Raw genomic sequence first — 26,580 nt, forward strand, 5'->3', positions numbered from 1 at the left:
GCCTACGAGAGGGAGAGTGCGGGGACGGCTGCGCGCCGGGCGTCATACCCGGGAGCCAATGTGGAGGTGCTACCACGGTAGGGGGTGGAGGAGGGGCTGGCCCTGCCTCCGCCTGGGGCTGCCGGCGGGGGGTGGATTCGGAGGACCGACCCCCGGCCCGCACCGACATGGGGCATCCCTGCTCGGAGCTCGGGGAAGGGCCGGGGCCGGCCCGGCTGCCGTCGGCGCGGCGTGCACGGGGCTCCGTCCGTCGCCGCCCCGCGCCGGGCCCGGAGCGCGGCCCGGCGGGGAGCCGTTTCTCCGGCGGGGACGCCCGCGCCGTCCGGGTGCGTGGAGCGAGCCGCCTCCCCGACGACACCGCGGCTCGCCCGACGCGGCTCAGGGACACCGGCCCCAGCGACGTGCGAGGACCAGGGCAGCAGGCCCCTCCGCCTCCGTCGGCGACTGCTCGCGGTGCCGGGGCACGGCCCCGGCCGGGGGCCGTCCTACTCCCCCGCGGTGACCAGCCCCGACTCGTACGCGAAGACCACCGCCTGGGCGCGGTCGCGCAGGTCGAGCTTGGTCAGGACACGGCTCACGTGCGTCTTCACCGTCTGCTCGGCCAGCACCAGCGTCTGCGCGATCTCCGCGTTGGACCGGCCGCGGGCCACCAGGGTGAGGACCTCGGTCTCACGGTGGGTCAGGGCCTTGAGCCGCAGTGCTGGCTTGCCCCGGGCGGCGGGACGCTGCCGGGCGAAGTCCGCGATGAGGCGGCGCGTCACGGAGGGGGCGAGCAGCGCGTCGCCCGCGGCCACCACGCGTACCGCCGCGATGAGGTCGGCCGGCGGCGCGTCCTTCAGCAGGAAGCCGCTCGCACCGGCCCGCAGCGCCTCGTAGACGTAGTCGTCGATGTCGAACGTGGTGAGCATCAGCACGCGCGGCCGGTGTTCCCCCGGGGCGGTGCCCCCACCGCCCGGCGGGGGCGCGAGGATGCGGCGCGCGGCCTCGAGGCCGTCCATCTCGGGCATGCGGACGTCCATCAGTACGACATCGGGGTGGGTGCGCCGGCTCAGCTCGACGCCCTGCGCACCGTCGGGGGCCTCGCCCACCACGTCGATGTCGCTCTGGGCGGCCAGCAGCGCGGCGAAGCCGGCCCGCACCATGGCCTGGTCGTCGACGATGATGACGCGCGTCGTCACGTGAAGTCACTTTCCTTCAGGGGAAGTCGGGCTGCCACCCGGAAGCCGCCGTCCGGCAGCGGCCCCACATCGAGGCTGCCGCCTATGATCCGCACCCGCTCGCGCATGCCGACGAGACCGTGCCCGGTGCCGCCCACCTCGAGCGGCGCGGCGGGCGGCTCCGGCGGCGGCCCGTTGACGACCAGAACGGTGAGCCGCGCGCCGCCCTCCGGCACCGACAGCGACACCCGCGTCGGGGCGCCCGGCGCGTGCCGCACGACGTTGGCGAGGGCCTCCTGGACGATGCGGTACGCGGACAGGCCCACCGCCTCGGGCACGTCGGCGTCGCAGGGGGTGAACTCCACCGGCATGCCGGCCCTCGCTGTCGCCTCCACCAGCTGCCCGATCCGCGTCAGGCCCGGCTGGGGCGCGAGCTCGCCGTGCGCCTCCTCGTTGCGCAGCACGCCGAGGAGCCGCCTCATCTCGCCGAGCGACTCGCGCGCGGTCGCCGCGATGGACGTGAACTCCTCCCGCGCGTTGGGCGCCAGCCCGTCGAGGCGGTACTCCGCGGTGTCCGCCTGCACCGTGATGACGGACATGTGGTGCGCCACCACGTCGTGCAGCTCGCGTGCGATCCGGGCGCGTTCCTCCAGCAGCATCCGCCGGCCGCGCTCGGCCTCGCTGATCGTCTCCTGCTCGGCCAGCCTGCGCTGCACCTCGTACCGCTCGCGGAGCGCACCGGCGATCAGGAGCGTGATGCCGCTGAGCATCGTGAGCACTGTGCTGTTGCTGTTCGTACCGTCGGGAACGACGAACCCCAGACCGATGCCCGCGCCCACCGTCGCCAGCCACACCAGCAGCAGCGTCCGGCGCGACTCGCGCAGACCGAGGGCGAGGCAGAGGCCGACGTACCCGACGATCTCCATCGGCGTGTACGGCCACAGGAGCCGCTCCTCGAAGTCGACGGCGCGCAGGACGAGCGCCCCGGCCACATCCGCCACGAAGATCACGCACCAGGCCGGCAGCGGACGGACGACGGCGAGCAGCAGCGGTGCGGCCTGCGCGACCGCCAGCGCGCTCGCGACGCCGCCGTTCAGACCGTAGTCGGCGGTCAGCACCTGGATGGTGGTGGGCAGCAGGGCGACGCTCAGCACGAACGCCACACCCCACGGCAGCAGCCGCACCCACCGACGCGAAGCCCCCGCGAACAGCGCGCGCGGCGGCTTCTCCTCCGCTGACGTCATGGGCCCAACCTTATGCGCGGCGGGACGGCGTCAGGAATCACCCAGCGGTTCTCCCACTTCGCGCAGGTCCCGCAGGGCCTGACGGCTGACGGCTGACGGCCGACGCATGACGGCAGGAGTCCATTCAGTCGGTGAGCCGGCGGTGGCCCGGGACCGGCATGCCCGGCCTCCTCCGCCGGTGCCCAGCCCTTCTTCGCCGGCAGTCACGGCAAGCACCGTTGCGCTACTGGTCAGAGGCGTCCGTCCCCCCGTTGGCCCGCAGCAGCGCGGCGCCCAGCGGAGTCAGGGTGTGCAGTACGGACCGGGCGTACCGGTGGCTGACGATGAGGCCCGCGTCCCGCAGCGCGGTGGCGTGCTGGCTGGCCGACGGCGCCGAGACCCCGGCCGCGCGAGCCAGTTCCGCCGTGGTCGCGCCCAGGGCGACGGCACGCAGCACGCCGGCCCGGGTACGGCCGAGCAGGGCGCCCAGCGAGGCCCCGGCCCCGAGATGCTCCGGCGGCTCGGCGGGGCGCGGCTCGTGGTGGAGCGGATAGAACAGCACGGGTCTCAGCGTCGGGTCGACCAGGGTCACGGGGTTTCCCCGGCAGAAGTAGGACGGCACCAGGAGGAGCCCGCGGCTGTTCAGGTGCAGGGCGCGGTCCTTGGGGTAGGCCGCGTGCAGGACGGGGCGCTCCCAGCGGAGCGAGGGCCCGAGGCCGTGGAGCAGCCCCTGTGCCCCGAGGTCGGCCACGGACCGGGCCCGCGCGTGCCGCTCGGCCTCGATCCGGGCCTGGATGTGATCGGCGTACGGCGCGATGACGGCGTCGTGGTAGGTCCGCATCGCCCGCACCAGTTCCCCACGGACGTCCGGTTCGGCCAGGCGGGGAGCCCAGGCGGGTGCTCCGCTGGTACGGGCGAGGATCTTCAGCTCGCGCAGGACCCGGCTCGGCGGTGTGCTCAGGACGGCCTCCAGGCCGGCCTCCAGGCCTTCGGTGCCCTCGGGCGGGGTGAGGAAGTCGGGGAAGTAGACGGCGCGCGGCACCAGCGGGATCAGGAGCGTGCGCAGGGTCCGGCCGAACCCGATGGCCGCCAGCCGGGTTCGGGCGGTGCGGTGCCAGTCGGCGTGGGCCCACCGCCCCTGACGGGACTGGAGACGGTGGAGACTCGCGCAGACCTCCCACAGCGGATCGGGCGCGGAAGCGACGCGTGTGCGGGCCAGGTCGGCATCGGTGAAGTGGATCCGGAGCATTCGATTCCCCCTTGTGACCTGCCCTCTTCGAGCAGGGCCGAAAGCTCTGGCTGACCATGCTCGCGTCAGCGAAGCTCGGGTGCAAAGCGGCGCGAAGAGGGCGCGCCCACCGGCCCGGCGTCCCGGAGCCCGTGCCGCCGCCGCTCGACGACCCGAAGGGGAACCATGCTGAAGAAGACCGCCGCGGCCGTATCGGCCTCGGCCCTCGCGGTGACCGGCCTCGCCGTCACGGCCTCCACCGCCGAGGCCGCCTCCTACCCGACGTGCAACAGCGCCAAGAAGAAGTACATCTCCTCCACGCGCTTCGTGGTGCAGCCCTACTACACCGGCACGGGCTCCCGGAACTGCGAGATGAGCCTCGGCGCACAGTCCTCCGGAGTGACGCGCCTCCAGTTCGCTTTCAACGACTGTTACAACGGCCGCGCGAACATCGCCGAGGACGGCATCTACGGCACCGAGACGCGGAACGCCGTGAAGTACATCCAGGAACAGACGGACGGCGATGCCGCGGTCGACGGGGTGTACGGCCCCGAGACCCGCAAGGCCATGTACTGGGGCGTGTACATCGAGGGCCAGGGCCTGTGGGACTGCCGGCCGGTGGGGGTGTGAGGACGGTGACACGCGTGGAGAAGCGGATGGCCGCGGTCCTCGGGACCCTCGTACTGGGCGCGGGTGCCGCGCTGGCGGCACAGGGCCCGGCCCAGGCCGCCTCGTATCCGACGTGCAACGCGCTGAAGTCGGTGTCCGTCACCGACCGGCTCTTCACCTACCAGCCGTACTACACGGGTACGGGCTCCCGGAACTGCGAGATGTCCCGGGGCGCCCAGTCGGACGGCGTGCACGCGCTCCAGAACGCCATCCGGGCCTGTTACCGGACGATCGCGTCGGACGGGATCTACGGCCCGAAGACCGAGGAGGCGGTGAAGAGCGTCCAGCGTACGGAGAAGGTGGGCGTGGACGGCGTGTACGGCCCGCAGACCCGCAAGGCCATGGGCTGGCCCCTCTACCAGGGAGGCGTCGGCTTCGTGCGCTGCGCGGCGCCGGGCGTCTGAGACACGCCGCGCGGGGCGCTGCTGCCCGGTGGGTCCCTCGGGCTGGTCCGGTGGATCCACCGGGCTGGTCCGGTGGGCCACCGGTGCGGCCGGTCATGACCGGAGCTCCAGGTTCCCGTCCGTCCCGTGCACGCGGACGCGCGATCCCGGTGAGTACCGGGCGGCACGGGCGGGCGTCTCACATGGTGACACAGGTTTTCCGAAAAATAAGACGCCTGAGATCGTTGCGATACCCATGTATCGCGCGTGAAAGACCGAGAGATGCCCGCACCGTCCCCCCACCCCGCTCCCGCTCAGGCACCCGTCAATTCGCGGTCCCGCGTCCTCATCGCCAGCCTCATCGGCACGACGATCGAGTTCTACGACTTCTACATCTACGCGACCGCCGCCGTCCTGGTCTTCCCCGCCCTCTTCTTCCCGGACAGCGACCCGACCACGGCGCTGCTGTCGTCCTTCGCGGTCTTCGGCGCCGCGATGGTCGCCCGGCCGATCGGCGCCGTCTTCTTCGGGCACCTCGGTGACCGGCTCGGCCGCAAGAAGACGCTGGTGGTCTCGCTCCTCACCATGGGCATCGCCACGTTCCTCATCGGCGTGCTGCCCACCTACGCACAGGCCGGCTGGGTCGCCACCGCGCTGCTCGTGCTGATGCGGCTGGCGCAGGGCTTCGCGCTCGGCGGTGAATGGAGCGGGGCCGCGCTGGTCGCGACCGAGAACGCGCCCCGCGGCAAGCGCGCCCTGTACGGGACCTTCCCTCAGCTGGGCGCCCCGCTGGGCTTCATCATCGGCAACGGCCTGTTCCTGATCATCGGGGCGCTGCTGCCGTCCACGGCCGGCGCCGACCCCACCCAGCCCTCCGAGGCCTTCACGAGCTGGGGCTGGCGCATCCCGTTCCTGTTCTCCGCGGTGATGGTCGCGATCGGCCTGTGGGTGCGCTCACGGCTCGTCGAGTCGGCGGTGTTCGCCAAGACGCGCGAGGCCGGCAAGGTGCGGAAGCTGCCGCTGGCCACGGTGGTCCAGGGCCACTGGAAGCAGCTGATCCTGGGCACGTTCATCATGCTGGCGACGTACGTGCTCTTCTACCTGATGACCACGTTCTCGCTGAGCTACGGGCGCACCGCGAAGGACGCCGACGTGCCGGGCCTCGGGTACAGCTACACCACGTTCGTCCTGATGATGATCTTCGGCGTGCTGTTCTTCGCCGTGTTCACCCTGGTCTCCGGCCCGCTCGCCGACAAGTACGGCCGCCGCACCACCCTGGTCTGGATCACCGCCGCGATCGTGGTCTTCGGCCTGGTCTGGGTGCCGCTGATCGGCCTGGGCACGCTCGGCGTGGTGCTGTGGCTGGTACTCGGCTTCACCCTGATGGGCATGACGTTCGGCCCGATGGGCGCGCTGCTGCCGGAGCTGTTCCCGACGAGTGTGCGCTACACCGGCTCCGGCATCTCGTACAACGTCAGCTCGATCCTCGGCGCGGCCGTCGCGCCGTTCATAGCGGTGGCGCTGTGGGAGACCGGTGACGGCTCACCGTGGCTGGTCGGCGTCTACCTCTCCGCGATGGCGGTGCTGACGCTGGCCGCCCTCCTGCTCAGCAAGGAGACCAAGGACGTCTCCCTGGACGAGGGTGAGGACGAGGACGAGGCGGCCTCCGCCACCGACGGCACCGGCACCCCGGTCGTCACCTCCGCCCCCTGATCCCACCGGCGTTCACCACTGCCGTACGCCGAGCACCCGCACGCCCGGCGTACGGCAGCCGATGCCGGGCATAACAACTACCTAGGCCCCCGGGGCACTTCAGTCCCATCGGCATCCGAGGGAGTCGTCATGCTCCGCGGCATCGACGTCAGCGCGTACCAGTCCTCCACCTACGACACCGACGGCCTCTCCTTCGTCTTCATGAAGGCGACGGAGGGCCGTTCGTACGTCAATCCGAAGCTCAAGGCGCAGACGGAGCGGGCCCGCGACGCCGGTCTCGTCGTCGGCTTCTACCACTTCCTGTGGCCGGGAAACCTCACCGCCCAGGCCGAGTACTTCGTCTCGAAGACCCCGGAGAAGAAGGGTGACATCCTCGCCGTCGACTGGGAGACGAACGGGGAGGGCACCCACGCGAGCAACTCCGAGAAGGACCGCTTCATCCGGAAGCTGAAGGAACTGCGGCCGGACAGCCGGGTCGTCCTCTACTGCAACCGGCACTTCTGGCTCACCGTCGACACCACTTCGTACGCCGGTGACGGTCTCTGGATCGCCGACTACGTGTCGGCCGGGAAGCCCCGCATCCAGGCCGAGTGGCGCTTCCACCAGTACACCGACGACCCGGTCGACACCAACGTCGCGGACTTCGCGAGCGAGGCCGCGCTGAGGAAGTGGGCCGGGGGTGCCTAGCCCGTGGCCCTTGAGCCCTCGCCGTCCGGGGCGGGCTGTTCCGCGCGGGGGCGCCCCCGGGTGACCGGACGGGCGCCCCTGCGGCGTCGTCACTTGTTCAGGTGGGCCCAGAACTCGTCGAACGACAGCACCTTGTCCCCGTCGAGGTCGCGGCCGGCGATGATCGCCTCGGCCACCGACTCGGTGACGTTCCAGTCGCCGCCCTGGGCCAGTGCGGTCTTGAACTCGGCGGCGGTGATGAAGCCGTCCCCGTCCGTGTCGATCCGCTGGAACTGCTTGCGTGCTTCCTCGATGTCCGCCACCGGTCCGCCCCTCATCTCGTGCGTGGGTCCTTCTGACGCAGGTCAGATTAGCTGCCCGTTCGGGCACCCAGTGCGGCGACCACCCACCCGAACCGCTCCTCGTGGGCGGACGGGGGCTCCAGGCCGTTCACGATCGCGGAGAGCTCCCGGTAGCGGCGAGGCGGGCGTTCGTCGTCGATGTGAGGCGCTCCCGTACGACGGCCGGGTCCGGCGGGCGCCGATCAGCCCGCTCAGGCCGCTCAGGACGCTCAGAACGTCGGCCCACCGAGGGCTGGGGCGGAGCCCGGCGTCGGCGGCGCGGCAGCCGGCCGGGGGTGAGCCGGTGTGGGCCCAGGTGTCGGCGGGGAACGCCCGCAGTCTGCGGGCGTTCCAGGCGGCGGGCTATCGGCCGGTGGGGTCGGAGGCGCTGTTCCTCGGGCCGTGAGTCAGGCCGTGTCCTGCTCCGGCGCCGTCAGTGCCAGGGCTGGTAGTGCGGGTTGCTCTCGCACTCGCTCATGATCTCGGTCCTGGTCTGCCGGTCGACCGGGCAGACGCCGATGACGTACTTCCGCTGGATGCCGCCGGGGAAGGCGACCTCGACCTGGTCGGCCCACTTGTGGGTGTCGCCGATGGTCCTGTTGACGTCGACGCCGCCGGGGGCGTCGATGTAGTAGTTGTAGCCGGACTTGTACCAGGTCTTGTAGAGGTCGTGGTCGTAGGTCGTCGAGACGTACGGCGAGGGCTGGTTGACGAGCACGTACTTCTCGATGTCGTACTGGCCGTTCTGGACGTCCTTGGCGTGGAAGCCCTCTTCGAAGACGACCTGCGGGCCCCGGCTGTCGCTGCGGTAGAGGGTGCCGCACGTGGTGCGCCAGACCGGTTCGGGCGTGATGCGGCCGACGTCGACGCCGGGGTCGGCGGCGGCCTCGAGCTTGTCGTCGAACCGGGGGCAGGCGGGGGCGGCCTTGGCGGGAGCCGTCGTCGGGGACGCCGCGCCGGGGGCGGTGGCGGCCGAGGTGGCGAAGACGGCGGAGAGGGACAGGACGGCGGCAGCGGCACGTCGCCGCAGAGAAGTGGTGACCATGCGGGTACGGTCCCGGCTCCGCGACCCCTGGCCGCGGACCGTCACCCATGGGTGGCGTGTCCGCCGAACGGGGTTGCGCCGAGGGGCAGACGGGCCCTCAGCGGTCCGTCACCCGCATCTCGAACCAGGTCGTCTTCCCGCGCGGCAGCAGATCGACGCCCCACCGGTCGGACAGCTTGTCGACGAGGAACAGGCCCCGTCCGCTGATGTCCGTCTCCTGCACCGGCATCAGGCACGGCAGCCCCCGGGAGGGGTCGCGGACCTCGACGCGGATCCAGCCGGGGCGGCGGCGCATGTGCAGTCCGAAGACGCGGGCGCCGGTGTGGCGTACGGCGTTGCCGACCAGTTCGGAGACGAGCAGGACGGTGTCCTCCGTGACCTTGGGGCCGAGGTTCCACTGGCGAAGGGCCACGACCTGGGCCAGTCGGCGGGCGGTGGCGGCGGACTCGGGGCGGGACGGTAACGGAACCTCGCACTCCGTCGGATTGCCGAACAACTCCAGTGCCTTGACTGCGCGTTCGTCCTCGACCGCCGGCGACCAACGCGCCGCGGTCGCCCGTCCGGCTCCCCGCGGCTGTTCCGTACCATCCAGCCCCGCCATGCCCCCCATCATGGCCGCCCCCAGAGGGCTCCGGGGCCGTTCCCGGGGAATACGCCCCTGCGGAGCCGCGTCCCGGCAACAGTCGTTCGGCATATGCCGAAGGCATTTCAGAGCCGGAGAAAACCCGGCTGACCTGCGCGGACGGCTCGGTCGGAGACGAAGCGCGGGCCCCCTCGACAGGACTCGCCCAATGGTGTGTCAGGGCTGACCTAAACCGCCCTATCGAGGGACCTGGCATCACACGCCGCGTCAACCACAAGCAGTTCGGGCGAACTTCAGAGGAACTCGGCCTTCCCGGGCCCCTCTTCCACGAAGCTGCGCATCCCGCGTTCGCGGTCCTCGGTGGCGAACAGACCCGCGAACCAGTTGCGCTCGACGGCGAGGCCGGTCTCGATGTCCGTCTCCAGTCCCGTGTCGATCGCCTCCTTCGCCGCGCGCAGCGCGATCGCGGGCCCCTTCGCGAGCCGCGCGGCCCACGCGTGCGCCTGCTCGTAGACCTCGGCGGCCGGCACCACCCGGTCCACCAGTCCGAGCGCGAGCGCCTCGTCGGCCCGCACCTGGCGGCCGGTGAAGATGAGGTCCTTGGCCTTGGAGGGGCCGACCAGCCGGGACAGCCGCTGGGTGCCGCCCGCGCCGGGGATCAGGCCGAGCAGGATCTCGGGCTGGCCCAGCTTGGCGTTCTCCCCGGCGACGCGGAAGTCGGCGCAGAGCGCGAGTTCGCAGCCGCCGCCCAGCGCGTACCCGGTCACCGCCGCGACCACCGGCTTGGGGATGCGGGCCACCGCCGTGAAGGAGTCCTGCAGGGCCCGGGCGCGCACGATCATCGCCGCGTGGTCCATCGCCTGCATCTCCTTGATGTCCGCGCCCGCCGCGAACACCTTCTCGCCGCCGTGGATCACCACGGCGCGTACGTCCTCGCGGCGGGTGGCCTCCTCGGCGAGCTCCTTGAGCCGGTCCTGCGTGGCGATGTCCAGCGCGTTCATGGGCGGACGGTCCAGGCGCAGCGTGCCGACGCCGTCCGCGACTTCGAGATGTACGGTCATGCCAGCAGGTTAACGGCGGCTAACGGGAACGGCCCCGGTGCCGTACCTCACATCGAGGATCGCGGACACCGGGGCCGTACGCGGGCGGGGCTACGCCTTCCACTTCTCCCAGGACATGTTCCAGCCGTTGAGGCCGTTGTCCGGGGCGATGGTCGCGTCGTTGGAGTTCTTCACGACGACCACGTCGCCGATGAGCGAGTTCTCGAAGAACCAGGCGCCCGGCGCCTTCTCGTCCCAGCCGCCGCGCACGTCGCGCAGGCCGATGCAGCCGTGGCTGGCGTTGCGGTTGCCGAAGGCGTCGCCGCCCCAGTAGTTGCCGTGGATGAAGGTGCCGGAGGTGGACAGGCGCATGGCGTGCGGGACGTCCTTGATGTCGTACTCGCCGCCGTAGCCGACCGTCTCGCCGTTCATCCGGGTGACGGGGAGCCGCTCGGTGATGACCATCTGGCCGTTCCAGGTCTCGTAGCCGGGCGCGCCGGTGGTGACGGGGATGGTCTTGACGGTCTTGCCGTCCCGGACGACCTGCATCGTGAGCTTCTTGGCGTCGACGACGGAGACCTGGCTGCGGCCGACGGTGAAGGAGACGGTCTTGGCCTGCTTGCCGTAGACGCCGTCACGGCCCTCGACGCCGTCGAGGTTGAGGTCGACGGTGACCTTGGTGCCGGGCTTCCAGTACTTCTCCGGGCGGAAGTCGAGGCGGTCGTTGCCGAACCAGTGGCCCGCGACCTCGACGGCCGGCTCGGTCTTGATGCGGATGGCCTTCTCGACGTCCTCGGGGTTGGTGATGCCCCGGGTGAAGCGGATCGAGAACGGCATCCCGACGCCGACCTTCGAGCCGTCCTCCGGTGTGAAGGTGCCCATGAAGGTGTTCTTCGGCGTCAGCGTGGTGAAGCGGGAGTCCTCGGCGGCCGTGCGGCCCTCGGAGTCCTTGGCGACCGCGTGCACGGTGTAGGCCGTGGCGGCGGCCAGGTGGGTGGACGGCGTCCAGGTGGCGCCGTCCCCGGATATCTCTCCGTCGACCTTCGCGCCCTTGGCGTCCTTGACCACGACCTCGGTCAGCCTGCCCTTAGCGGCGCCGACCTTGAGGGCGCCGCTGGTGTCGACGGCCGTGGCCCCGTCCTCCGGGGTGACGGTGACGACGGCCTCGGACTGCTTGCTCTGCGCCGCGGTGGAGTCCTTGGCGTTCTTGCCGCCGTCCCCCGCACCGGCTCCCGAGCCGGACCCTCCGCCGCCGCACGCGGTGACCGTCAGCAGCACGCCCAGTGCCAGCGCCGGCAGTGCCCTGCCGCGTCCCTTGCCGCCCCGCCCCCGGATGCCGGCCGACGCCGTCCTCGATATCGGACGCACGTTCAACTTGTCTCCCCTCGCCGGGCCTGATCGGGCCCGCGCCCCAGTGCGCCCGCGCGCGCACCGGCGCATCGTAACCGCAGGCCAGGGGCGTAGGGGACAGTGGAATTGTCACCGTTCCGTACCGAGTTGGCGGCCGGGTGCCGGAAACGGGCCGGCGTCACTTCACCGCGCTGCCCGCCTTCCACTTCTCCCAGTTCATGTTCCAGCCCCCGAGGCCGTTGTCGGGGGCGACCTTCTTGTCCTTGCTGTGGACCACCTCGACGACGTCGCCGATCAGGCTGCGGTCGAAGAACCAGCCCGCCGGGGTGTCGGAACCGCCGCCCTTCACGTCGCGCAGCCCGACGCAGCCGTGGCTGACGTTGGCCCGGCCGAAGGTGTCCTCGGGCGCCCAGTAGTTGCCGTGCAGGAAGGTGCCGGAGCTGGTCAGGCGGATGGCGTGCGGGACGTCGGGGATGTCGTACTCGCCGCCGAAGCCGACCGTGCGGCTGTTCATGCGGGTGACGTCGAGCATCTCGGTGATCACCATCTTGCCGTTGTAGGTGGGGGTCGCCGGCGCCCCCGCCGTGATCGGCACGGTGGCCAGCAGCGTGCCGTCCCGGCGCACCTGCATGGTCCGCGCGGCCGCGTCGACGAGCGAGACCTGGCTGCGGCCGACGGTGAAGGAGAGCTTCTTGTGCTGGAGCCCGTAGACCCCCGGCGCGCCCTCGACGTCGCGCAGGCGCAGGTCGACGGTGACCTCGGTGCCGGGTTTCCAGTATTCCTTCGGGCGGAAGTCGAGGCGGTCCTTGCCGAACCAGTGGGGGCGGATCTCGGTGGCGGGCTTCGCGGTCACCGAGACGGCGCGTTCGACGGCGGCGCGGTCGGTGATCTCCCGGCTGAACTCCAGTGAGACGATCATGCCGGTGCCGACGACCGAGCGGTTCTCGGGGCCGACGTACCCGATGAAGCGTTCCTCGGGGACGTAGGTGGTGAAGGTGGCGTGCCGGGCGGAACGGCGCCCGTGGCCGTCCAGGGCGACGGCGTCGACGGTGTACTTCGCGGCCAGCGCCAGCCGGGCGTCGTGGGGTTCCCAGCGCAGACCGTCGCGGGAGATCCGGCCGGGCACCGGTGTCTCCTGCGCGTCCTGGGACTTGACGACCCTCACCGACTCCAGCCGCCCGTCGGGCACCCGGACCGACAGCTTCTTCTCCGGCCGGACGGCTTTGCTGCCGTCGTCCGGGGTGATGCGGATGACCTCCTCGGCGGGGGGTTTGCCGAAGACCCCGCCGATGCCGCCTCCGACACCGCCGTCCGAGGTGCATCCGGCGGCCCCGGCCAGCAGTCCTGCCCATGTCAGTACGGCGGCCAGAGCGGCCCCCGCGCGCCGTGCGCGCCCATGTACGTGCCTCACATCCACCCGTAACGACCGGTCCGCCCTGGGGAAACGTGAGTGCGAGCCATGCGGTGGGCAGAACTGTGGGGAGGACGACGCGACAGGGTGCGGCGGTCGGGACACCGCGCGCCCTTTTCCCGTCTTCCCGTCTGAGGCACGTCGTTCCACGAGCCGCAGGAGGCTGACAGGTGTCCAGCGCAGCCGAGCAGGAGGCGGTGGCCGGGAAGCCGGCCGCCGAGGACGGGCAGCCCGCCGTCGTGGTCAACGGCGCGCGGCGTGCCGCGCCGCCGCCCGCCGTGCCGGCCTGGCCGGGCACCCCGGTGCCGCTGGGCGCCCGGTTCCGGACCGGGCCGGGCCAGGTGGCGGGGACCAATTTCGCGCTGTGGGCGGGCGGGGCGGAGGGGGTGGAGCTCTGCCTGTTCGACGAACGGGGGGTGGAGAGCCGGGTACGGCTGACCGAGCTGACGCACGAGATCTGGCACGGCTTCGTGCCGGGCGTGGGGCCCGGGCAGCGGTACGGCTTCCGGGTGCGGGGCCGCTGGGACCCGTGGACCGGCGCCCGCTGGAACCCGGCGAAGCTGCTGCTCGACCCCTACGCGCGCGCGGTCGACGGCGACTTCGCGCTGCCGCCCCAGGTGTACGGGCATGTGCGGGACTGGCCCGAGCAGCATGTGGCGGACACCGTGCGCGACGACCGGGACTCGGCGCCGTACGTCCCGAAGGGCGTCGTCGTCCACGACGGCGGCCCCGACGACGAATGGACGTACGACCGGCGGCCGAAGACGCCGTGGGCGGACTCCGTCATCTACGAGCTCCATGTGCGCGGCTTCACCAAGCTCCACCCGGACATCCCGCCCGAGCTGCGCGGCACGTACGCCGGTCTGGCGCATCCGGCGGCGGTCGAGCACCTGACGCGGCTGGGCGTGACGGCGGTGGAGCTGCTGCCGGTGCACCAGTTCGCGCACGAGAGCCATCTGCTGGAGCGCGGCCTGAAGAACTACTGGGGCTACAACTCGATCGGCTACTTCGCCCCGCACGCCGCCTACGCCGCCTCCGGCACCACCGGCGAGCAGGTCGGCGAGTTCAAACGGATGGTGCGCGCGCTGCACGCGGCGGGCATCGAGGTCATCCTCGACGTGGTCTACAACCACACGGCGGAGGCGGGCGAGCTGGGCCCGACGCTCTCCCTGAAGGGCATCGACAACCGCGGCTACTACCGCCTCCAGTCCGACGCGCGCCGGTACGCCGACTACACCGGCTGCGGCAACACCCTGCACGTCGTCCAGCCGCACGTGCTGCGCCTGATCACCGACTCGCTGCGGTACTGGGTGACGGAGATGGGCGTGGACGGCTTCCGCTTCGACCTGGCGGCGGCGCTGGCCCGCTCCATGCACGACGTCGACATGCTGTCCCCGTTCCTCGCGGTGATCGCGCAGGACCCGGTGCTGCGGCGGGTGAAGCTGATCGCCGAGCCGTGGGACGTCGGCTCGGGCGGCTACCAGGTGGGCGCGTTCCCGCCGCTGTGGACGGAGTGGAACGACCGCTACCGCAACTCCGTGCGGGACTTCTGGCGGCACGCGCTGCCGGACGTGCGGGAGATGGGCTACCGCCTGTCGGGCTCCAGCGACCTGTACGCGTGGGGCGGGCGGCGGCCGTACGCCTCGGTCAACTTCGTCACCGCGCACGACGGCTTCACCCTCCGGGATCTGGTGTCGTACGAGCGCAAGCACAACGAGGCCAACGGCGAGGGCAACCGGGACGGCACCGACGACAACCGGTCCTGGAACTGCGGCACCGAGGGAGAGACGGACGACGAGGACGTACGCGCGCTCCGGCGGCGCCAGCTGCGCAACCTGCTGACCACGCTGCTGCTGTCGACCGGCGTGCCGATGCTGGTCGCGGGCGACGAGATGGGCCGCACCCAGCGCGGCAGCAACAACGCCTACTGCCAGGACAACGAGATCAGCTGGGTGGACTGGAGCCTGCTGGACGACCCGGAGTGGAAGCCCCTGTTCGAGCTGACCTCCCGGCTGATCGCGCTGCGCCACCGGCACCCGGTGCTGCGCCGCCGGGCCTTCTTCTCCGGCCGTGCGCACTCCGCGGACGGCCTGCGCGACCTCGCCTGGTTCACCGCCCTGGGCGCGGAGATGACGGAGCGGGACTGGTACGCCCCCGCCGCCACGCTCGGCATGTACCTGTCCGGCCGGGACATTCCGGGCCGTGACGAGCGCGGCGCCCCGATCGTCGACGACAGCTTCCTGGCCGTCCTGCACGCCGGCGACCGGCCGACCGGCTTCGTGCTCCCGGGGGCGCCGTGGGCGGAGCGGTACGAGGTGGTCGTCGACACCAGCCGGGAGCGGCAGGCGGAGGCACCGGGCGGGACGCACCCGGCGGGGGCGGAGATCACGGTGCCGGCGCGGGCGGTGCTGCTGTTGCGTGTCGGTCGAGGACCCCGTGCGGGGTCCTAGCCGAGGATGCCCCGGTCGTAGCCCACCGCCACCGCCGCCGCGCGGTCGTTGACACCGAGCTTGGCGTAGAGGTGGGTGAGGTGGGTCTTCACGGTCGCCTCGCTGATGAACAGTTCACGGGCGATCTCCTTGTTGGAGGTGCCCCGCGCGACCAGGGCGAGCACCTCGCGCTCACGGGCGGACAGGGGTTCGCCGCCGGGCGCCCTGGGGGTGCGGACCGCGGAGACCAGGCGGGTGGCGACGGCCGGGGAGAGGACGGTGCGTCCCTCGGCCGCCGCGCGGACCGCGGTGAACAGCTCGTCGCGAGGCGCGTCCTTGAGGAGGTAGCCGGTCGCGCCGGCCTCGATCGCGGGCAGCGTGTCGGAGTCGGTGTCGTACGTGGTCAGCACGAGGACCTGGGCGCGGGCGCCGCGCCGGGCCAGTTCGCGGATGGCGTCCACGCCCGAGCCGCCCGGCATCCGCAGGTCCATGAGGATCACGTCCGGGTCGAGTGCGGCGGCCCGCTCCAGCGCCTCGACGCCGTTCGCGGCCTCGCCGAGGACGCGGAAGCCGGGCGCGGACTCGAACATGCCGCGCAGGCCGTCGCGTACGACGGGGTGGTCGTCGACGATGAGGAGGGAGATCACGGCGTCATCGGTCATGGCGGACCAACGGTACGCGAGCCGAGACGGCCGTGCCCTGGCCGGGTTCCGCCTCGACGGTGAGCGAACCGGCGATGCGCTCGGCGCGGGCCCGCATGCCGTCGAGGCCGAAGCCGCCGGCGCGGGTGCGTGCGGAGAGGGCGAGCGGATCGAAGCCCCGGCCGTCGTCGCGGATGTCGAGGGTGACCTCGTCGCCCATGTAGGAGAGGGTGACGCCGACCCGGCCTGCGGCGGCGTGCCGGGCGGTGTTGGACAGCGCCTCCTGGGCTATGCGCAGGAGGGTGGCCGCCACCTCGTCGTGGAGCTGCTCGGCGGTGCCGGTGACGGTGAAGCGGGCCTGGACGCCCGCGCGCTCGCCCCACTCCGTCACCGTCTTCTTCAGCGCGTCCGGCAGCCCGTCGTCGGCCAGGGCGACCGGGGAGAGGTTGTGCACGGAGCGGCGGGCCTCGCCCAGGCTGTGCCGGGCCAGGGCGAGGGCCCGGTCCGTGTGCGCGCGTGCCAGGTCCGCGTCCGGCGTGTTCGCGACGACCTGGAGCTGGGCGATGATGCCGGTCAGGCCCTGCGCGAGGGTGTCGTGGATCTCCGCGGCCAGCCGGCGGCGCTCGTCGGCGACCCCGGCTTCCCGGGCCTGGACGAGGAGCTGGGCGTGCAGGGCGGCGTTCTCGTCGAGGGCCTGCTGCAACGCGGTGTTGGTGCGCTCCAGTTCGGTGATGGTCTTCAGCCGTGCCTGACCGCGGGCCTCCTCCAGGTCGGCGAAGTGGCCGAACAGGAGGACCAGCACGCTGTTGGCCGCGAGGAGGGCACCGAAGAGCACCCAGCCCAGTTGCTCGCTCGGCGGCATTCCGCCGGACTGGGAACCCGCGAGGGTCACGGCGGTGGCGAACAGGCCGGCCTTGCGCAGGTGGCGCGGAAGCAGGCGCTCGGTGCTGAAGTAGCCGAGGACCGCGTAGAACGCGAACAACGGGTTCGCCCAGGTGAGGGCGAACCCGATCGCCCAGCGGAGGAAGTAGTGCCGCACGCCCGCCGTGGACGGTCCGGGCCGGGTACGCACCACCCTGTTCCACCGCAGCTCGAGAACGACGGCGGCGACGACCAGGACGCCGCATGCCCATCGCTCACGGGTGCTCATGCCGAGCGGGTCGGCGGCCGCCCAGGCGATCAGGGTGCTCAGTACCAGGAGTCCGTACGGCCCCCAGCGGTCGAACACCTCCCACCGCTCGTCGAGCACCGTGGTCTCCGTCATGGCGTCATTGTCGGCCACACCCGCGCACCCGCTCCACGTGCTCATTCCCAGCGGAACCAGCGCGAGGCCGCCGCGGTGAGCAGCACCGTCCAGACCGCGAGCACGCCGAGGTGGCTCCAGTCCGGCCAGTCGCCCGCCGCGGCGTCGTTCAGGGCCTGCGCGGCGGCGCCGAACGGGGTCCAGCCGACGATGTCGGCCAGCAGGTCCGGCATGGCCTCCACCGGCAGCCACACGCCCGCGCAGAACATGGTGGGGAAGAGCGCGGTCGACCCGATCGCGGTGGCGATCTTCGTCGTGCGGGACAGGGCGGCGAGCAGGGCCCCCAGCGCGAGGGAGGCGAACAGGGCGAGCAGCAGGGCGAGGAGGTAGCCGAGCGGCTGCCCCGGCAGCGACACGTCGAAGGCGAGCCGGCCGACCGCGAGGGCGACCAGGGAGGACAGCAGCGCGGCAGCGCCGAGCACCAGCATCTGCGCCGTCAGCAGGGCGGAGGGACGTACCGGCGTGGTGGACATCCGGCGCAGGATGCCGTTCTCCCGGTAGCCGGCGATCGTCGGCGGCATGCCCTGCAGCCCGCCGACGATCAGCCCGAGGAGGACGGCCACCGGCACATAGGCGTCGACCGGCCGCAGGCCGCCGAGGTTCGGGTCGGCCTCGCGGAAGGACGGGATGGAACCCAGGATGACCAGGAGCAGGGTGGGGAAGAGCAGGATCCAGAAGACGCCGCCCGGTTCGCGCCCGAAGAGACGGATCTCGGCCTTCAGTACGGCGGTGTTGAGGATGTCGGTGCTCATGCCGTGGCCTCCGTGAGGTCCAGGAAGGCGTCGTCCAGCGTGGCGTCGGTGACGCGCAGCTGGTGGGCCGTGACGCGGGTGCGGGCGAGGAGGGTGATGACGGCGTTGACCGTCTCGTCGGTGCCGGACAGGGTGACGCGGCCGTCCTTGTGGTCGACCGAGGCGAGTTCCGGCAGCGCGTTGAGGTCGTGGTCGTCCAGCGGGGCGGACGGCGTGAAGCTGATGACGGTGGCGCCCGCCGACCGGCGGATCAGCCCGGCCGGGGTGTCCAGGGCGGCCACCCGCCCCTTGTCGATCACCGCGATGCGGTCGCAGAGGCGCTGCGCCTCCTCCATGAAGTGGGTGACCAGCAGGACGGTGACGCCGCCGGCGCGGATGTCCTCGATGAGCTGCCAGGTGTCGCGCCGGGCGCGCGGGTCGAGGCCGGTCGTCAGCTCGTCCAGCACCACGATCCGCGGGTCGCCGATCAGGGCGAGCGCGATGGACAGGCGCTGCTTCTGGCCGCCGGAGAGCTTGGCGAACCGGGTGTTCAGCTTCGGGGTGAGACCGAGGCGTTCGGCGAGCGGGCGCCAGTCGACGGGTGCGGGGTAGAAGGCGGCGTACAGCTCCAGGGCCTCGCGGACGGTGAGTTTGGGCTGGAGCGCGCTCTGCTGGAGCTGGGCGCCCAGGACCCGGGTGACCTCGTCGTGGTCGGCGACGGGGTCGAGGCCGGTGACGCGGACGCGGCCCGCGTCGGGGACGCGCAGACCCTCGACGCACTCGACGGTGGTGGTCTTGCCGGCGCCGTTCGGGCCGAGGATCCCGAAGATCTCGCCCTCCTCGACGGCGAACGACACACCGTCGACGGCGGGGTGATCGCCGTAGGACTTGCGCAGGTCGGTGACTTCGATGACGGGCATGGCACCAGCGTCCCGGGACACGGGCGTGCGGCACATCGGCCGTCGCGCTCGAAGGCGCATCAGCCGATCGGTCGATGCCCCCGTACGACCCCGGTGAGCCAGAAAACCCGGTGGGCAGTGTCAGTGGCGAACCGTAGTCTCGCTGCTGATGCCCACGACACCTGCACCCACCGAGGACCTCGCTGCGGATCCCGCGCCGGATCCCGCCGGAGGCCGTTCCACCGTACGCGCACTTCTGCGGCTGTGGCCCTACGTGCGGCCCGTGCGGGGCCGGTTGGGGGCCGCCGCGTGCGTGGGGACCCTCGCCTCCTGCGTGGGGCTGGTGATCCCGCTCGTCCTGAAGTGGATGGTGGACGGGCCGGTCGCCGACCGCGATCCGGCCGGCGTGTGGCTCGGGGCGCTGTACCTGCTGCTCCTCGGGCTGGCGGAGGCGCTGCTGTTCGGGCTGCGGCGGTGGCTGGTGGCCCGGCCGCTGGCCGGGGTCGAGGCGGGGATGCGGGCGGACCTGTACCGGCACCTGCAGCGGCTGCCGGTGGCCTTCCACGACCGGTGGGCCTCGGGTCAGTTGCTGTCGCGCGGGACGACCGACCTGATGCTGCTGCGCATGTTCCTCGCCTTCCCGTTGACGTTCCTGCTGGTCAACGGAGTGACGATCCTGGTCGGCGTGGGCATCATGCTGGTGCAGGACTGGACGCTGGGGCTGGTGATCCTGGGACCCGCCGTTCCCGTGATGATCACGTGCGGGATCTTCGAGAAGAAGTACTCCGCGGTGGCGCGGCGCGCGCAGGACCAGGTCGGGGATCTGACGACCGTGGTCGAGGAGAGCGTGCTCGGCGTCCGGATCATCAAGGGCTTCGGCCGGCACCGCAGTCAGGCGCGGGCCTTCCACGAGCTGTCGCACACGCTGCGGGGGACGGAGCTGCGCAAGGCGCGGCTGCTGGCGGCCATCTGGGCGGTCATCGTGACACTGCCGGAGCTGGCGATCGGGGCGGCCCTGGTGGTGGGCACGGTGCAGGTGGCGGACGGGTCGCTGTCGGCGGGGACGCTGGTGGCGTTCCTGTCCACGGCGCTGGCGCTGCGGTGGCCCGTCGAGTCGATCGGCTTCCTGCTGGCGATGAGTCAGGAGGCGGCCACGGCCACGGACCGGTACTTCGAGGTGATGGACGCGGAGGTCGAGACCGGGGCGGCCGCGCCGTCCCGTGCCGGTACCGGCACCCGCGCCGGTACCGGTACCGGCGCCCGTCACGGCGGTGGCCTGCGGTTCGAGAACGTCAGCTTCCGGTATCCCGACGCGCCCCCCGGCTCCCCGCCCCTCCTCGACCGCGTCGACCTGCACATCCGCCCCGGCGAGTCGATGGCACTGGTCGGAGCCACCGGCAGCGGGAAGACGACGCTCACCGCGCTCGTCCCCCGCCTGCACGAGGTGACCTCCGGGCGGATCACGCTGGACGGCGAGGACATCACCGCCCTGCCCCGCGAGGAGCTGCGCTCCATGGTCGCCGTGGCCTTCGAGGAGCCCACGCTCTTCTCGGCGACCGTCGGCGAGAACGTACTGATGGGGGCCGGTGAAGGCGCCGGCGACGAGGAGCTGGGGCGGGCTCTCGCCGTCGCGCAGGCCGACTTCGTGCACGCCCTCCCCCAGGGCACCGGCACCCAGGTCGGCGAGCAGGGCCTCAGCCTCTCCGGCGGCCAGCGGCAGCGTCTCGCGCTCGCCCGGGCGGTGGTCGGCGGACCGAGGTTCCTCGTCCTGGACGACCCGCTGTCCGCGCTGGACGTGCACACGGAGGCCGCCGTGGAGGCCGCGCTGCGGCAGGTCCTCGCGGACACGACCGCGCTGATCGTGGCTCACCGCCCCTCCACGGTCCTGCTGGCCGACCGCGTGGCGCTACTCTCGGGCGGCCGTGTCGCCGCCGTCGGCACCCACCAGGAACTGCTGCGCACCAACGCCGAGTACGCCCATCTGATGTCCGGGCACGACCGGCCCGGGGAATCCGGGGACGACTTGCGGGAAGGAGACGGCCGATGACCGCGCCCACGGCCACCGCGCCGGACCGGGAGCGACCGGAGGACGGCGACCCGGCGGCCGGGTCCGGGAGCCGCACGGCCGACGACGTCTTCGACCGGGACGTCCTGCCCAGCCCGCCGGGCGCGACCGGCGCCCTGCTGCGCTCCCTGCTGGCGCCCATGAAGGCCCGCGTCGCCCTCACCACGTTCCTCCTGCTGCTCCAGCAGGCGGCGGTGCAGGCGGGCCCGTTGCTGGTCGCGTACGCCATCGACCACGCCGTACCGGCGCTGCGGGACGACGCCCACGGTCCGCTGATCGCGGTCGGCGCCGGCTACCTGCTCTGCTCACTGGGCGCGGGCGGGCTGCAGTACGCGTTCATCGCCACCGCGGCCCGCGTCAGCCAGGACGTGCTGCTGGACCTGCGCGGCCGGATCTTCCGCCACGCCCAGGCGCTCAGCGTCGACTTCCACGAGCGCTACACCTCGGGCCGGCTCATCTCCCGCTCCACCACGGACGTGGAGTCGCTGCGCGAACTGCTCGACGAGGGCCTGCAGGAGCTGGTGACGGTCATCCTCTCCTTCGTCTACATCTCGGTGCTGCTGCTCTGGCTGGACCTGGGGCTCGGCGCGGTCGCGGTGGCGTCGTTCGTGCCGTTGTACGGGCTGGTGCGGCTGTACCGGCGGCGCGCGGGGCGGGTGTACCGGCAGCGGTCCACGGCGATCGCGGCGGTGATCGTGAAGTTCGTGGAGACGATGAACGGCATCCGGCCGGTGCGCGCCTTCCGCCGCGAGGCCGCCAACGACGCCGACTTCGCCGTACTGAACCGGCGCCACGAGCGGACGAACGGCGACGCGCTGCTGGAGATGGCCCGTTACGTCGTCGGATCGCGGCTGGTCGCCAACACGGCCGTCGCGGGCATCGTGCTGTGGGGCGCCTACCGGGTCGCGGACGGCACGCTGGCGCTCGGCGTGCTGGCGGCGGCCGTGCTGTACCTGCGCCGGCTGTACGACCCGATCGACCGGCTCGGCATGTTCCTGAACTCCTACCAGTCGGCGGCGGCCTCGCTGGAGAAGATCGCCGGGCTGCTGGCGCAGACGCCGTCGGTGCCGGAGCCGGCCGCGCCGAAGGAGCTGCCGCCCCTGGAGTCGGAGCACCCGGGCCGCGAGGTCGTCTTCGACTCGGTCCGCTTCGGCTACCGCACCGGCGGCGAGGTGCTGCCCCGCTTCGACCTGACGATCCCGGCCGGGCAGACCGTCGCCGTGGTCGGCTCGACGGGTGCCGGCAAGTCGACGCTGGCCAAGCTGCTCGCCCGGTTCTACGACGCCTCCGACGGCCGGGTCCTGCTGGACGGCACCGACCTGCGCGACCTGGCCGTGCCCGAACTGCGGCGCGGGGTGGTGATGGTGACGCAGGAGGCGTTCCTGTTCTCCGGCACGGTCGCCGAGAACATCGCCATCGGCCGTCCGGAGGCGACGCGGGAGGAGATCGAGCGGGCCGCGAAGGCGATCGGCGCCCACGACTTCATCGCCGCGCTGCCCGACGGCTACGACACCGACGTCCGCAAGCGCGGCGGCCGGATCTCCGCCGGGCAGCGGCAGCTCGTGGCGTTCGCCCGCGCGTTGCTCGCGGACCCGGCGGTGCTGATCCTGGACGAGGCGACCAGCTCGCTGGACGTCCCCGGTGAGCGGGCGGTGCAGCGGGCGATGGCGACGGTGCTGAAGGGCCGTACGGCGGTGGTGATCGCGCACCGGCTGTCCACCGTGGAGATCGCCGACCGGGTGCTGGTGATGGAGGACGGCCGCATCGTCGAGGACGGAGCGCCGGCCGATCTGATCGCCGGGCAGGGCCGGTTCGCGGATCTGCACCGGGCGTGGCGGGACAGTCTGGCGTGAGGGCGGGTCTTCGGGGGAGGGCGACGGTGGTCGACGCGTACGAGGATCCGGGTCCGCCGGACCGCCGGGGCGGCTGGCGGTACCTGTCGTGGCTGGTGCGCCGGCAGTGGCCGCGCTGTCTGGCGGGGGCGGTGCTGGCCAGTGTCTGGATGGTGCTGCTGGCGGCGACGCCGTACCTGATGGCGCGGGCGGTCGACCACGGCCTGACGCCCGGTGACACGGGCGCGCTGGCGGGCTGGACGGGCGCGCTGGTCGCCGTCGGGGCGGTCAACGCCTGGCTGGGTGTCCTGCGGCACCGCACGATGACGCGGGTGCGGATGGACGCCAACTTCCGCACGGTCAAGGTGGTCGTCGGGCACGCCACGCGGCTCGGTGCGGCGCTGCGCCGGCAGGTGGGGGCCGGGGAGGTCGTCACCATCGGGGTGGGCGACGTGCAGACCATCAGCACCTCTCTGACGGCCGTGGGGCCCGGCGTCGGAGCGGTCGTCGCGTACGCGGCCGTCGGCGGGCTGCTGCTGTCGGTGTCGACGCGGCTCGCCCTGGTGGTGCTGCTCGGGGTGCCGCTGCTCGGCGTGGTGCTCGGGCCGCTCATGGGGCGGTTGCAGGGCAGGGAGACCGAGTACCGGGAGCGGCAGTCCGTGCTGACCGCGCGGATCGGCGACCTCGCGGGCGGGCTGCGGGTGCTGAACGGCTTGGGCGGCAAGGACCTGGTCTCGGACGCCTTCCGCCGGGACTCGGGGCGGCTGCGCGAGCAGGGGTACCGGGTCGGGGCGGTGACCAGCTGGATCCAGGCCCTCGGGGTGGGCCTGCCGATGCTCTTCCTGGCGCTGGTGACCTGGCTGGGCGCCCGGCAGGCCGTGCGGGGGCACATCAGCGTGGGCGAGCTGGTGTCGGTGTACGGGTACGTGGTGGCGCTGGGCTGGCCGGTGGCGTTCCTGATCGAGATGGGTCACCAGCTCAGCCGGGGTGTGGTGGCCGCCCGCCGGGTGGTGGCGTTCCTGCGCCTGGAACCGGAGCCGGACACCGGCACCCGCGACGCCCCCGCCGAGTCCTCGGTGCTGTACGACCCGGCCTCCGGGGCCCGGATCCTGCCGGGCCGGCTGACCGCCCTGGCCGGCGCCCGGCCCGCGGACGCCGCCGAGCTGATCGACCGCCTCGGCCGCTACGCCCCCTCCGAGGTGACCTGGGGAGACGTCCCGCTGTCCGAGGTACCGCTCGCCCAGATCCGCGCCCGCATCCTGGTCGCGGAGGCGGAGGCCGACCTCTTCGCGGGCACCCTGCGCGAGGTGATGGGCGCTCAGCAGACGCCGATCGGGGGCGCGGGCGGTACCGACGTGCGGTTCCGCCCGATGGGCGCTCAGCAGACGCCGCTCGGGGGCACGGGCGGTACCGACGTGCGGTTCCGCCGCGTGGGCGCGACCGGCCACACCGAACCCGCGGCCGCGCGACGGCACACCGGGGCACCCGCGGACGCGTCTGTCACTCACGCCCTCCATTCCGCCGCGGCCGAAGACCTCGTCCAGTCCCTCCCCGACGGCGTCGAGACCGGGATCGCGGCCCAGGGCCGCACCCTCTCCGGCGGCCAACGCCAACGCGTCCGACTGGCCCGCGCCCTGCTCGCCGACCCCGAGGTCCTGCTCGCCGTCGAGCCGACCTCCGCGCTGGACGCCCACACGGAGGCCACCGTCGCTCACCGCCTCCGCGACGCCCGCGAGGGCCGCACGACCGTGGTGGCCTGCACCTCCCCCCTCGTGCTCGACCGGGCGGACGTCGTGCACCACCTGGTCGACGGCAAGGTCGTCGCCACCGGCACCCACCGCGAGCTCCTGGCCGCCGAGCCGGGGTACCGGGCACTGGTCTCCAGGGACGACGAGGGGGCCCGGTGACGTCCGACGGACACCTCCCCGTCGCCGAGCGCGCCGGCGTCCGCCGGGCGGCGGCCCACCTGGTGCGCGCCGACCGGCGTTCGTTCGCGCTGGTCCTCGCCCTGAACGCGCTGGCCGCCCTGGCCGGACTCGCGGGCCCGTGGCTGCTGGGCCGGATCGTCGACGAGGTGCGCGCCGGGGGCGGCGTCGGCGCCGTGGACCGGATGGCGCTCGCCATCCTGCTCTGCTCCCTCGCACAGCTGCTGCTGGCCCGCTGGGCGCGGTACGTGGGGCACCGCTTCGGGGAGCGGACGCTCGCCCGGGTGCGGGAGCGGTTCGTCGACCGCGCGCTGGCCCTGCCGGCGTCCGTGGTGGAACGGGCGGGCACCGGGGACCTGACGACGCGCGGCACCGCCGACGTGACCACGGTCGGCACGACGCTGCGCGACGCGGGACCGGAGCTGCTGATCAACTCCGTGCAGGCGCTGTTCCTGGCCGCCGCCGTGTTCGTGCTCGACCCGCTGCTCGGCCTGGTCGGCGTGCTGGGGCTGACGCCGGTCTGGTTCGCGCTGCGCTGGTACCTGCGCCGGGCCAGGGCCGGCTATCTCGCCGAGGGCGCGGCCAACTCGGAGGTCGCCGAGAGCCTGACGGCCACGGTCGCCGGGGCCCGCACGGTGGAGGCGTTCCGGCTGGCCGGCCGGCGGGTCACGGCGAACCGGCGGGCGCTGGAGGAGTCGCGGCGCACCCGTTTCCACACGCTGTACCTGCGCAGCGTGTTCTTCCCGGCGGTGGAGATCTCGTACGTGGTCCCCGTGGCGGGCGTGCTGCTGATCGGCGGTGTCCTGCACACGCACGGGTCGGTGAGCCTGGGGGCGGTGGTGTCGTGCGCCGTGTACCTCCAGCAGCTGGCGGGGCCGCTCGACGAGGTGCTGATGCGGATCGAGCAGCTCCAGTCGGGCGGTGCCTCCTTCGCCCGGGTGGAGGGGCTGGCACGTGCTCCGCGGGTGACGACCGACGACTCGCCGGTGCCGGCGGACGACCGGATCGACGTGTCCGGGGTGCGGTACGCCTACGACCGGGGCGGCGAGGTGCTGCGCGGGGTGGACCTGACGGTGCGGCCGGGTGAGCGGCTGGCGGTCGTCGGGCCGTCCGGGGCCGGGAAGACCACGCTGAGCCGGCTGCTGGCGGGCGTGGACGCGCCGACCGAGGGCTCGGTGACGGTGGGCGGGGTACCGGTGGTCGCCCTGGGGCCGGAGCGGCTGCGCCGCCAGGTCGTGCTGGTCACCCAGGAGCACCACGTCTTCCTCGGCACCGTCCGCGACAATCTCCTCATCGCCGAACCGGCGGCCACGGACGAGCGGTTGTGGTCGGCCCTGGCCGCCGTGGGCGCCGAGCGGTGGGTACGGGAACTGCCCGACGGCCTCGGCGCCGAACTGGGCGCCGGCGGTCACCGCACGGACGGCTCGCAGGCCCAGCAGCTCGCCCTGGCCCGCGTGGTGCTGGCCGACCCGCACACGCTGATCCTGGACGAGGCCACCGCCCTGCTGGACCCGACGACGGCCCGGCACACCGAGCGCGCCCTGGCCGCCGTACTGGAGGGCCGCACGGTCATCGCCATCGCCCACCGCCTGCACACCGCGCACGACGCCGACCGGGTGGCCGTGATGGAGGACGGCCGGATCACCGAACTCGGCACGCACGACGAGCTGGTCGCGGCCGGCGGGGCGTACGCGGCGCTGTGGGGGTCCTGGCACGGGGAGCCGGCGCCGGGGACGGTCGCCGACTGAGGGGCGGCCTGGCTACCCATGGCTGACCACGGGTCCCGGAGGTCGCGGCCGGCCGGCTGCCGAGGCCGGGTTCCACCGCCCCGAAGCGTCCCTTCCGTATATCGAACGTGAACGCCCGGACAACGAACGATTTCCGGCCAAGTTCCTGACGCGCTCCTGACAGAAGACGCGATCTCCTGCCACTCTTCCCACGGCCGC

At 72.8% G+C, this 26,580-nt stretch carries 22 protein-coding genes and 1 pseudogene; 10 read left to right on the plus strand and 13 right to left on the minus strand.

Going from position 1 to position 26,580, the window contains the following annotated elements; all coding sequences use genetic code 11:
* Positions 1-485 precede the first annotated feature (485 nt).
* The 3 genes from ACP4J0_RS21545 to ACP4J0_RS21555 form a co-directional block, all read right to left on the minus strand.
* Positions 486-1,178 carry a response regulator gene (locus tag ACP4J0_RS21545; RefSeq protein ID WP_426600290.1) on the minus strand — a complete coding sequence of 231 codons (693 nt, stop codon included), beginning with the start codon at positions 1,176-1,178 and terminating at the stop codon, positions 486-488.
* Complete coding sequence (locus ACP4J0_RS21550) at positions 1,175-2,401, minus strand: sensor histidine kinase (RefSeq protein WP_426600291.1); 1,227 nt, start codon at positions 2,399-2,401, stop codon at positions 1,175-1,177. Before ACP4J0_RS21550 ends, ACP4J0_RS21545 begins: the two co-directional genes overlap by 4 nt.
* 223 nt (positions 2,402-2,624) lie before the next feature.
* Positions 2,625-3,629: an ArsR/SmtB family transcription factor gene (locus ACP4J0_RS21555; RefSeq protein ID WP_426600292.1), complete on the minus strand. Its 1,005-nt coding sequence runs from the start codon at positions 3,627-3,629 to the stop codon at positions 2,625-2,627.
* A gap of 165 nt (positions 3,630-3,794) precedes the next feature.
* Here ACP4J0_RS21555 and ACP4J0_RS21560 point away from each other — a divergent pair, with 165 nt between their 5' ends.
* The 4 genes from ACP4J0_RS21560 to ACP4J0_RS21575 all read left to right on the plus strand — a co-directional run bounded on the left by ACP4J0_RS21560 (position 3,795) and on the right by ACP4J0_RS21575 (position 7,060).
* Positions 3,795-4,238, plus strand: a complete 444-nt coding sequence (locus tag ACP4J0_RS21560) for a peptidoglycan-binding domain-containing protein (protein WP_426600293.1) — start codon at positions 3,795-3,797, stop codon at positions 4,236-4,238.
* A gap of 14 nt (positions 4,239-4,252) precedes the next feature.
* Entirely contained in the window at positions 4,253-4,681 is a 429-nt protein-coding gene (locus ACP4J0_RS21565; RefSeq protein ID WP_426600294.1) for a peptidoglycan-binding domain-containing protein, read from the plus strand.
* Positions 4,682-4,942: 261 nt separating this feature from the next.
* Positions 4,943-6,373: an MFS transporter gene (locus ACP4J0_RS21570; protein ID WP_426600295.1), complete on the plus strand. Its 1,431-nt coding sequence runs from the start codon at positions 4,943-4,945 to the stop codon at positions 6,371-6,373.
* A gap of 129 nt (positions 6,374-6,502) precedes the next feature.
* Positions 6,503-7,060 (plus strand): glycoside hydrolase family 25 protein, encoded by a 558-nt coding sequence (locus ACP4J0_RS21575; protein WP_426600296.1) that lies wholly within the window; start codon positions 6,503-6,505, stop codon positions 7,058-7,060.
* Positions 7,061-7,149: 89 nt separating this feature from the next.
* Here ACP4J0_RS21575 and ACP4J0_RS21580 read toward each other — a convergent pair whose 3' ends face one another.
* On the minus strand, positions 7,150-7,362 hold the full coding sequence (locus ACP4J0_RS21580) for an EF-hand domain-containing protein (RefSeq protein ID WP_426524842.1): 213 nt from the start codon (positions 7,360-7,362) through the stop codon (positions 7,150-7,152).
* A gap of 262 nt (positions 7,363-7,624) precedes the next feature.
* On the opposite strand from ACP4J0_RS21580, the pseudogene ACP4J0_RS21585 reads away from it, so the two are divergent.
* A pseudogene (locus ACP4J0_RS21585) lies at positions 7,625-7,786 on the plus strand (GNAT family N-acetyltransferase); the annotation flags it as partial.
* A 27-nt stretch (positions 7,787-7,813) separates the two neighbouring features.
* Here ACP4J0_RS21585 and ACP4J0_RS21590 read toward each other — a convergent pair.
* From ACP4J0_RS21590 to ACP4J0_RS21610, 5 genes are all read right to left on the minus strand, one after another.
* On the minus strand, positions 7,814-8,425 hold the full coding sequence (locus ACP4J0_RS21590) for an ADP-ribosyltransferase (RefSeq protein WP_426600297.1): 612 nt from the start codon (positions 8,423-8,425) through the stop codon (positions 7,814-7,816).
* Between the two features lie 97 nt (positions 8,426-8,522).
* Positions 8,523-9,026: an ATP-binding protein gene (locus ACP4J0_RS21595; protein WP_426600298.1), complete on the minus strand. Its 504-nt coding sequence runs from the start codon at positions 9,024-9,026 to the stop codon at positions 8,523-8,525.
* Positions 9,027-9,301: 275 nt separating this feature from the next.
* On the minus strand, positions 9,302-10,069 hold the full coding sequence (locus ACP4J0_RS21600) for an enoyl-CoA hydratase/isomerase family protein (protein ID WP_426600299.1): 768 nt from the start codon (positions 10,067-10,069) through the stop codon (positions 9,302-9,304).
* Between the two features lie 90 nt (positions 10,070-10,159).
* Positions 10,160-11,383: a L,D-transpeptidase gene (locus ACP4J0_RS21605; RefSeq protein ID WP_426600315.1), complete on the minus strand. Its 1,224-nt coding sequence runs from the start codon at positions 11,381-11,383 to the stop codon at positions 10,160-10,162.
* A gap of 193 nt (positions 11,384-11,576) precedes the next feature.
* A complete protein-coding gene (locus tag ACP4J0_RS21610) occupies positions 11,577-12,809 on the minus strand; it encodes an Ig-like domain-containing protein (protein WP_426600300.1) in 1,233 nt (410 codons plus the stop codon).
* A gap of 170 nt (positions 12,810-12,979) precedes the next feature.
* Here ACP4J0_RS21610 and glgX point away from each other — a divergent pair, with 170 nt between their 5' ends.
* Positions 12,980-15,259 (plus strand): glycogen debranching protein GlgX, encoded by a 2,280-nt coding sequence (glgX, locus tag ACP4J0_RS21615; RefSeq protein WP_426600301.1) that lies wholly within the window; start codon positions 12,980-12,982, stop codon positions 15,257-15,259.
* Here glgX and ACP4J0_RS21620 read toward each other — a convergent pair.
* Genes ACP4J0_RS21620 through ACP4J0_RS21635 form a run of 4 tightly spaced genes read right to left on the minus strand, consistent with a single transcriptional unit; the run spans position 15,256 to position 18,833 of the window.
* Positions 15,256-15,900, minus strand: coding sequence for a response regulator (locus ACP4J0_RS21620; protein WP_426524753.1), 645 nt, complete (start codon positions 15,898-15,900; stop codon positions 15,256-15,258). The genes glgX and ACP4J0_RS21620 overlap by 4 nt on opposite strands.
* Entirely contained in the window at positions 15,890-17,143 is a 1,254-nt protein-coding gene (locus ACP4J0_RS21625; RefSeq protein WP_426600302.1) for a sensor histidine kinase, read from the minus strand. Before ACP4J0_RS21625 ends, ACP4J0_RS21620 begins: the two co-directional genes overlap by 11 nt.
* Positions 17,144-17,184: 41 nt before the next feature.
* Positions 17,185-17,934 (minus strand): ABC transporter permease, encoded by a 750-nt coding sequence (locus ACP4J0_RS21630; protein ID WP_426600303.1) that lies wholly within the window; start codon positions 17,932-17,934, stop codon positions 17,185-17,187.
* On the minus strand, positions 17,931-18,833 hold the full coding sequence (locus ACP4J0_RS21635; protein ID WP_426600304.1) for an ABC transporter ATP-binding protein: 903 nt from the start codon (positions 18,831-18,833) through the stop codon (positions 17,931-17,933). Before ACP4J0_RS21635 ends, ACP4J0_RS21630 begins: the two co-directional genes overlap by 4 nt.
* 148 nt (positions 18,834-18,981) lie before the next feature.
* On the opposite strand from ACP4J0_RS21635, the gene ACP4J0_RS21640 reads away from it, so the two are divergent.
* From ACP4J0_RS21640 to ACP4J0_RS21655, 4 genes are read left to right on the plus strand one after another with little or no spacing between them, the layout of a single operon-like run.
* Entirely contained in the window at positions 18,982-20,859 is a 1,878-nt protein-coding gene (locus tag ACP4J0_RS21640) for an ABC transporter ATP-binding protein (RefSeq protein ID WP_426600305.1), read from the plus strand.
* Positions 20,856-22,730 (plus strand): ABC transporter ATP-binding protein, encoded by a 1,875-nt coding sequence (locus tag ACP4J0_RS21645; protein ID WP_426600306.1) that lies wholly within the window; start codon positions 20,856-20,858, stop codon positions 22,728-22,730. Before ACP4J0_RS21640 ends, ACP4J0_RS21645 begins: the two co-directional genes overlap by 4 nt.
* 26 nt (positions 22,731-22,756) lie before the next feature.
* The gene (locus ACP4J0_RS21650) at positions 22,757-24,616 is read left to right on the plus strand and encodes an ABC transporter transmembrane domain-containing protein (RefSeq protein WP_426600307.1); all 1,860 of its coding nucleotides are present in this window, start codon (positions 22,757-22,759) and stop codon (positions 24,614-24,616) included.
* Positions 24,613-26,382 carry an ABC transporter ATP-binding protein gene (locus ACP4J0_RS21655; RefSeq protein ID WP_426600308.1) on the plus strand — a complete coding sequence of 590 codons (1,770 nt, stop codon included), beginning with the start codon at positions 24,613-24,615 and terminating at the stop codon, positions 26,380-26,382. The genes ACP4J0_RS21650 and ACP4J0_RS21655 overlap by 4 nt, the downstream gene beginning before the upstream one ends.
* Positions 26,383-26,580: the final 198 nt, after the last annotated feature.

This window comes from Streptomyces sp. WG7 (assembly GCF_049975785.1).
Classification (GTDB): Bacteria; Actinomycetota; Actinomycetes; order Streptomycetales; family Streptomycetaceae; genus Streptomyces.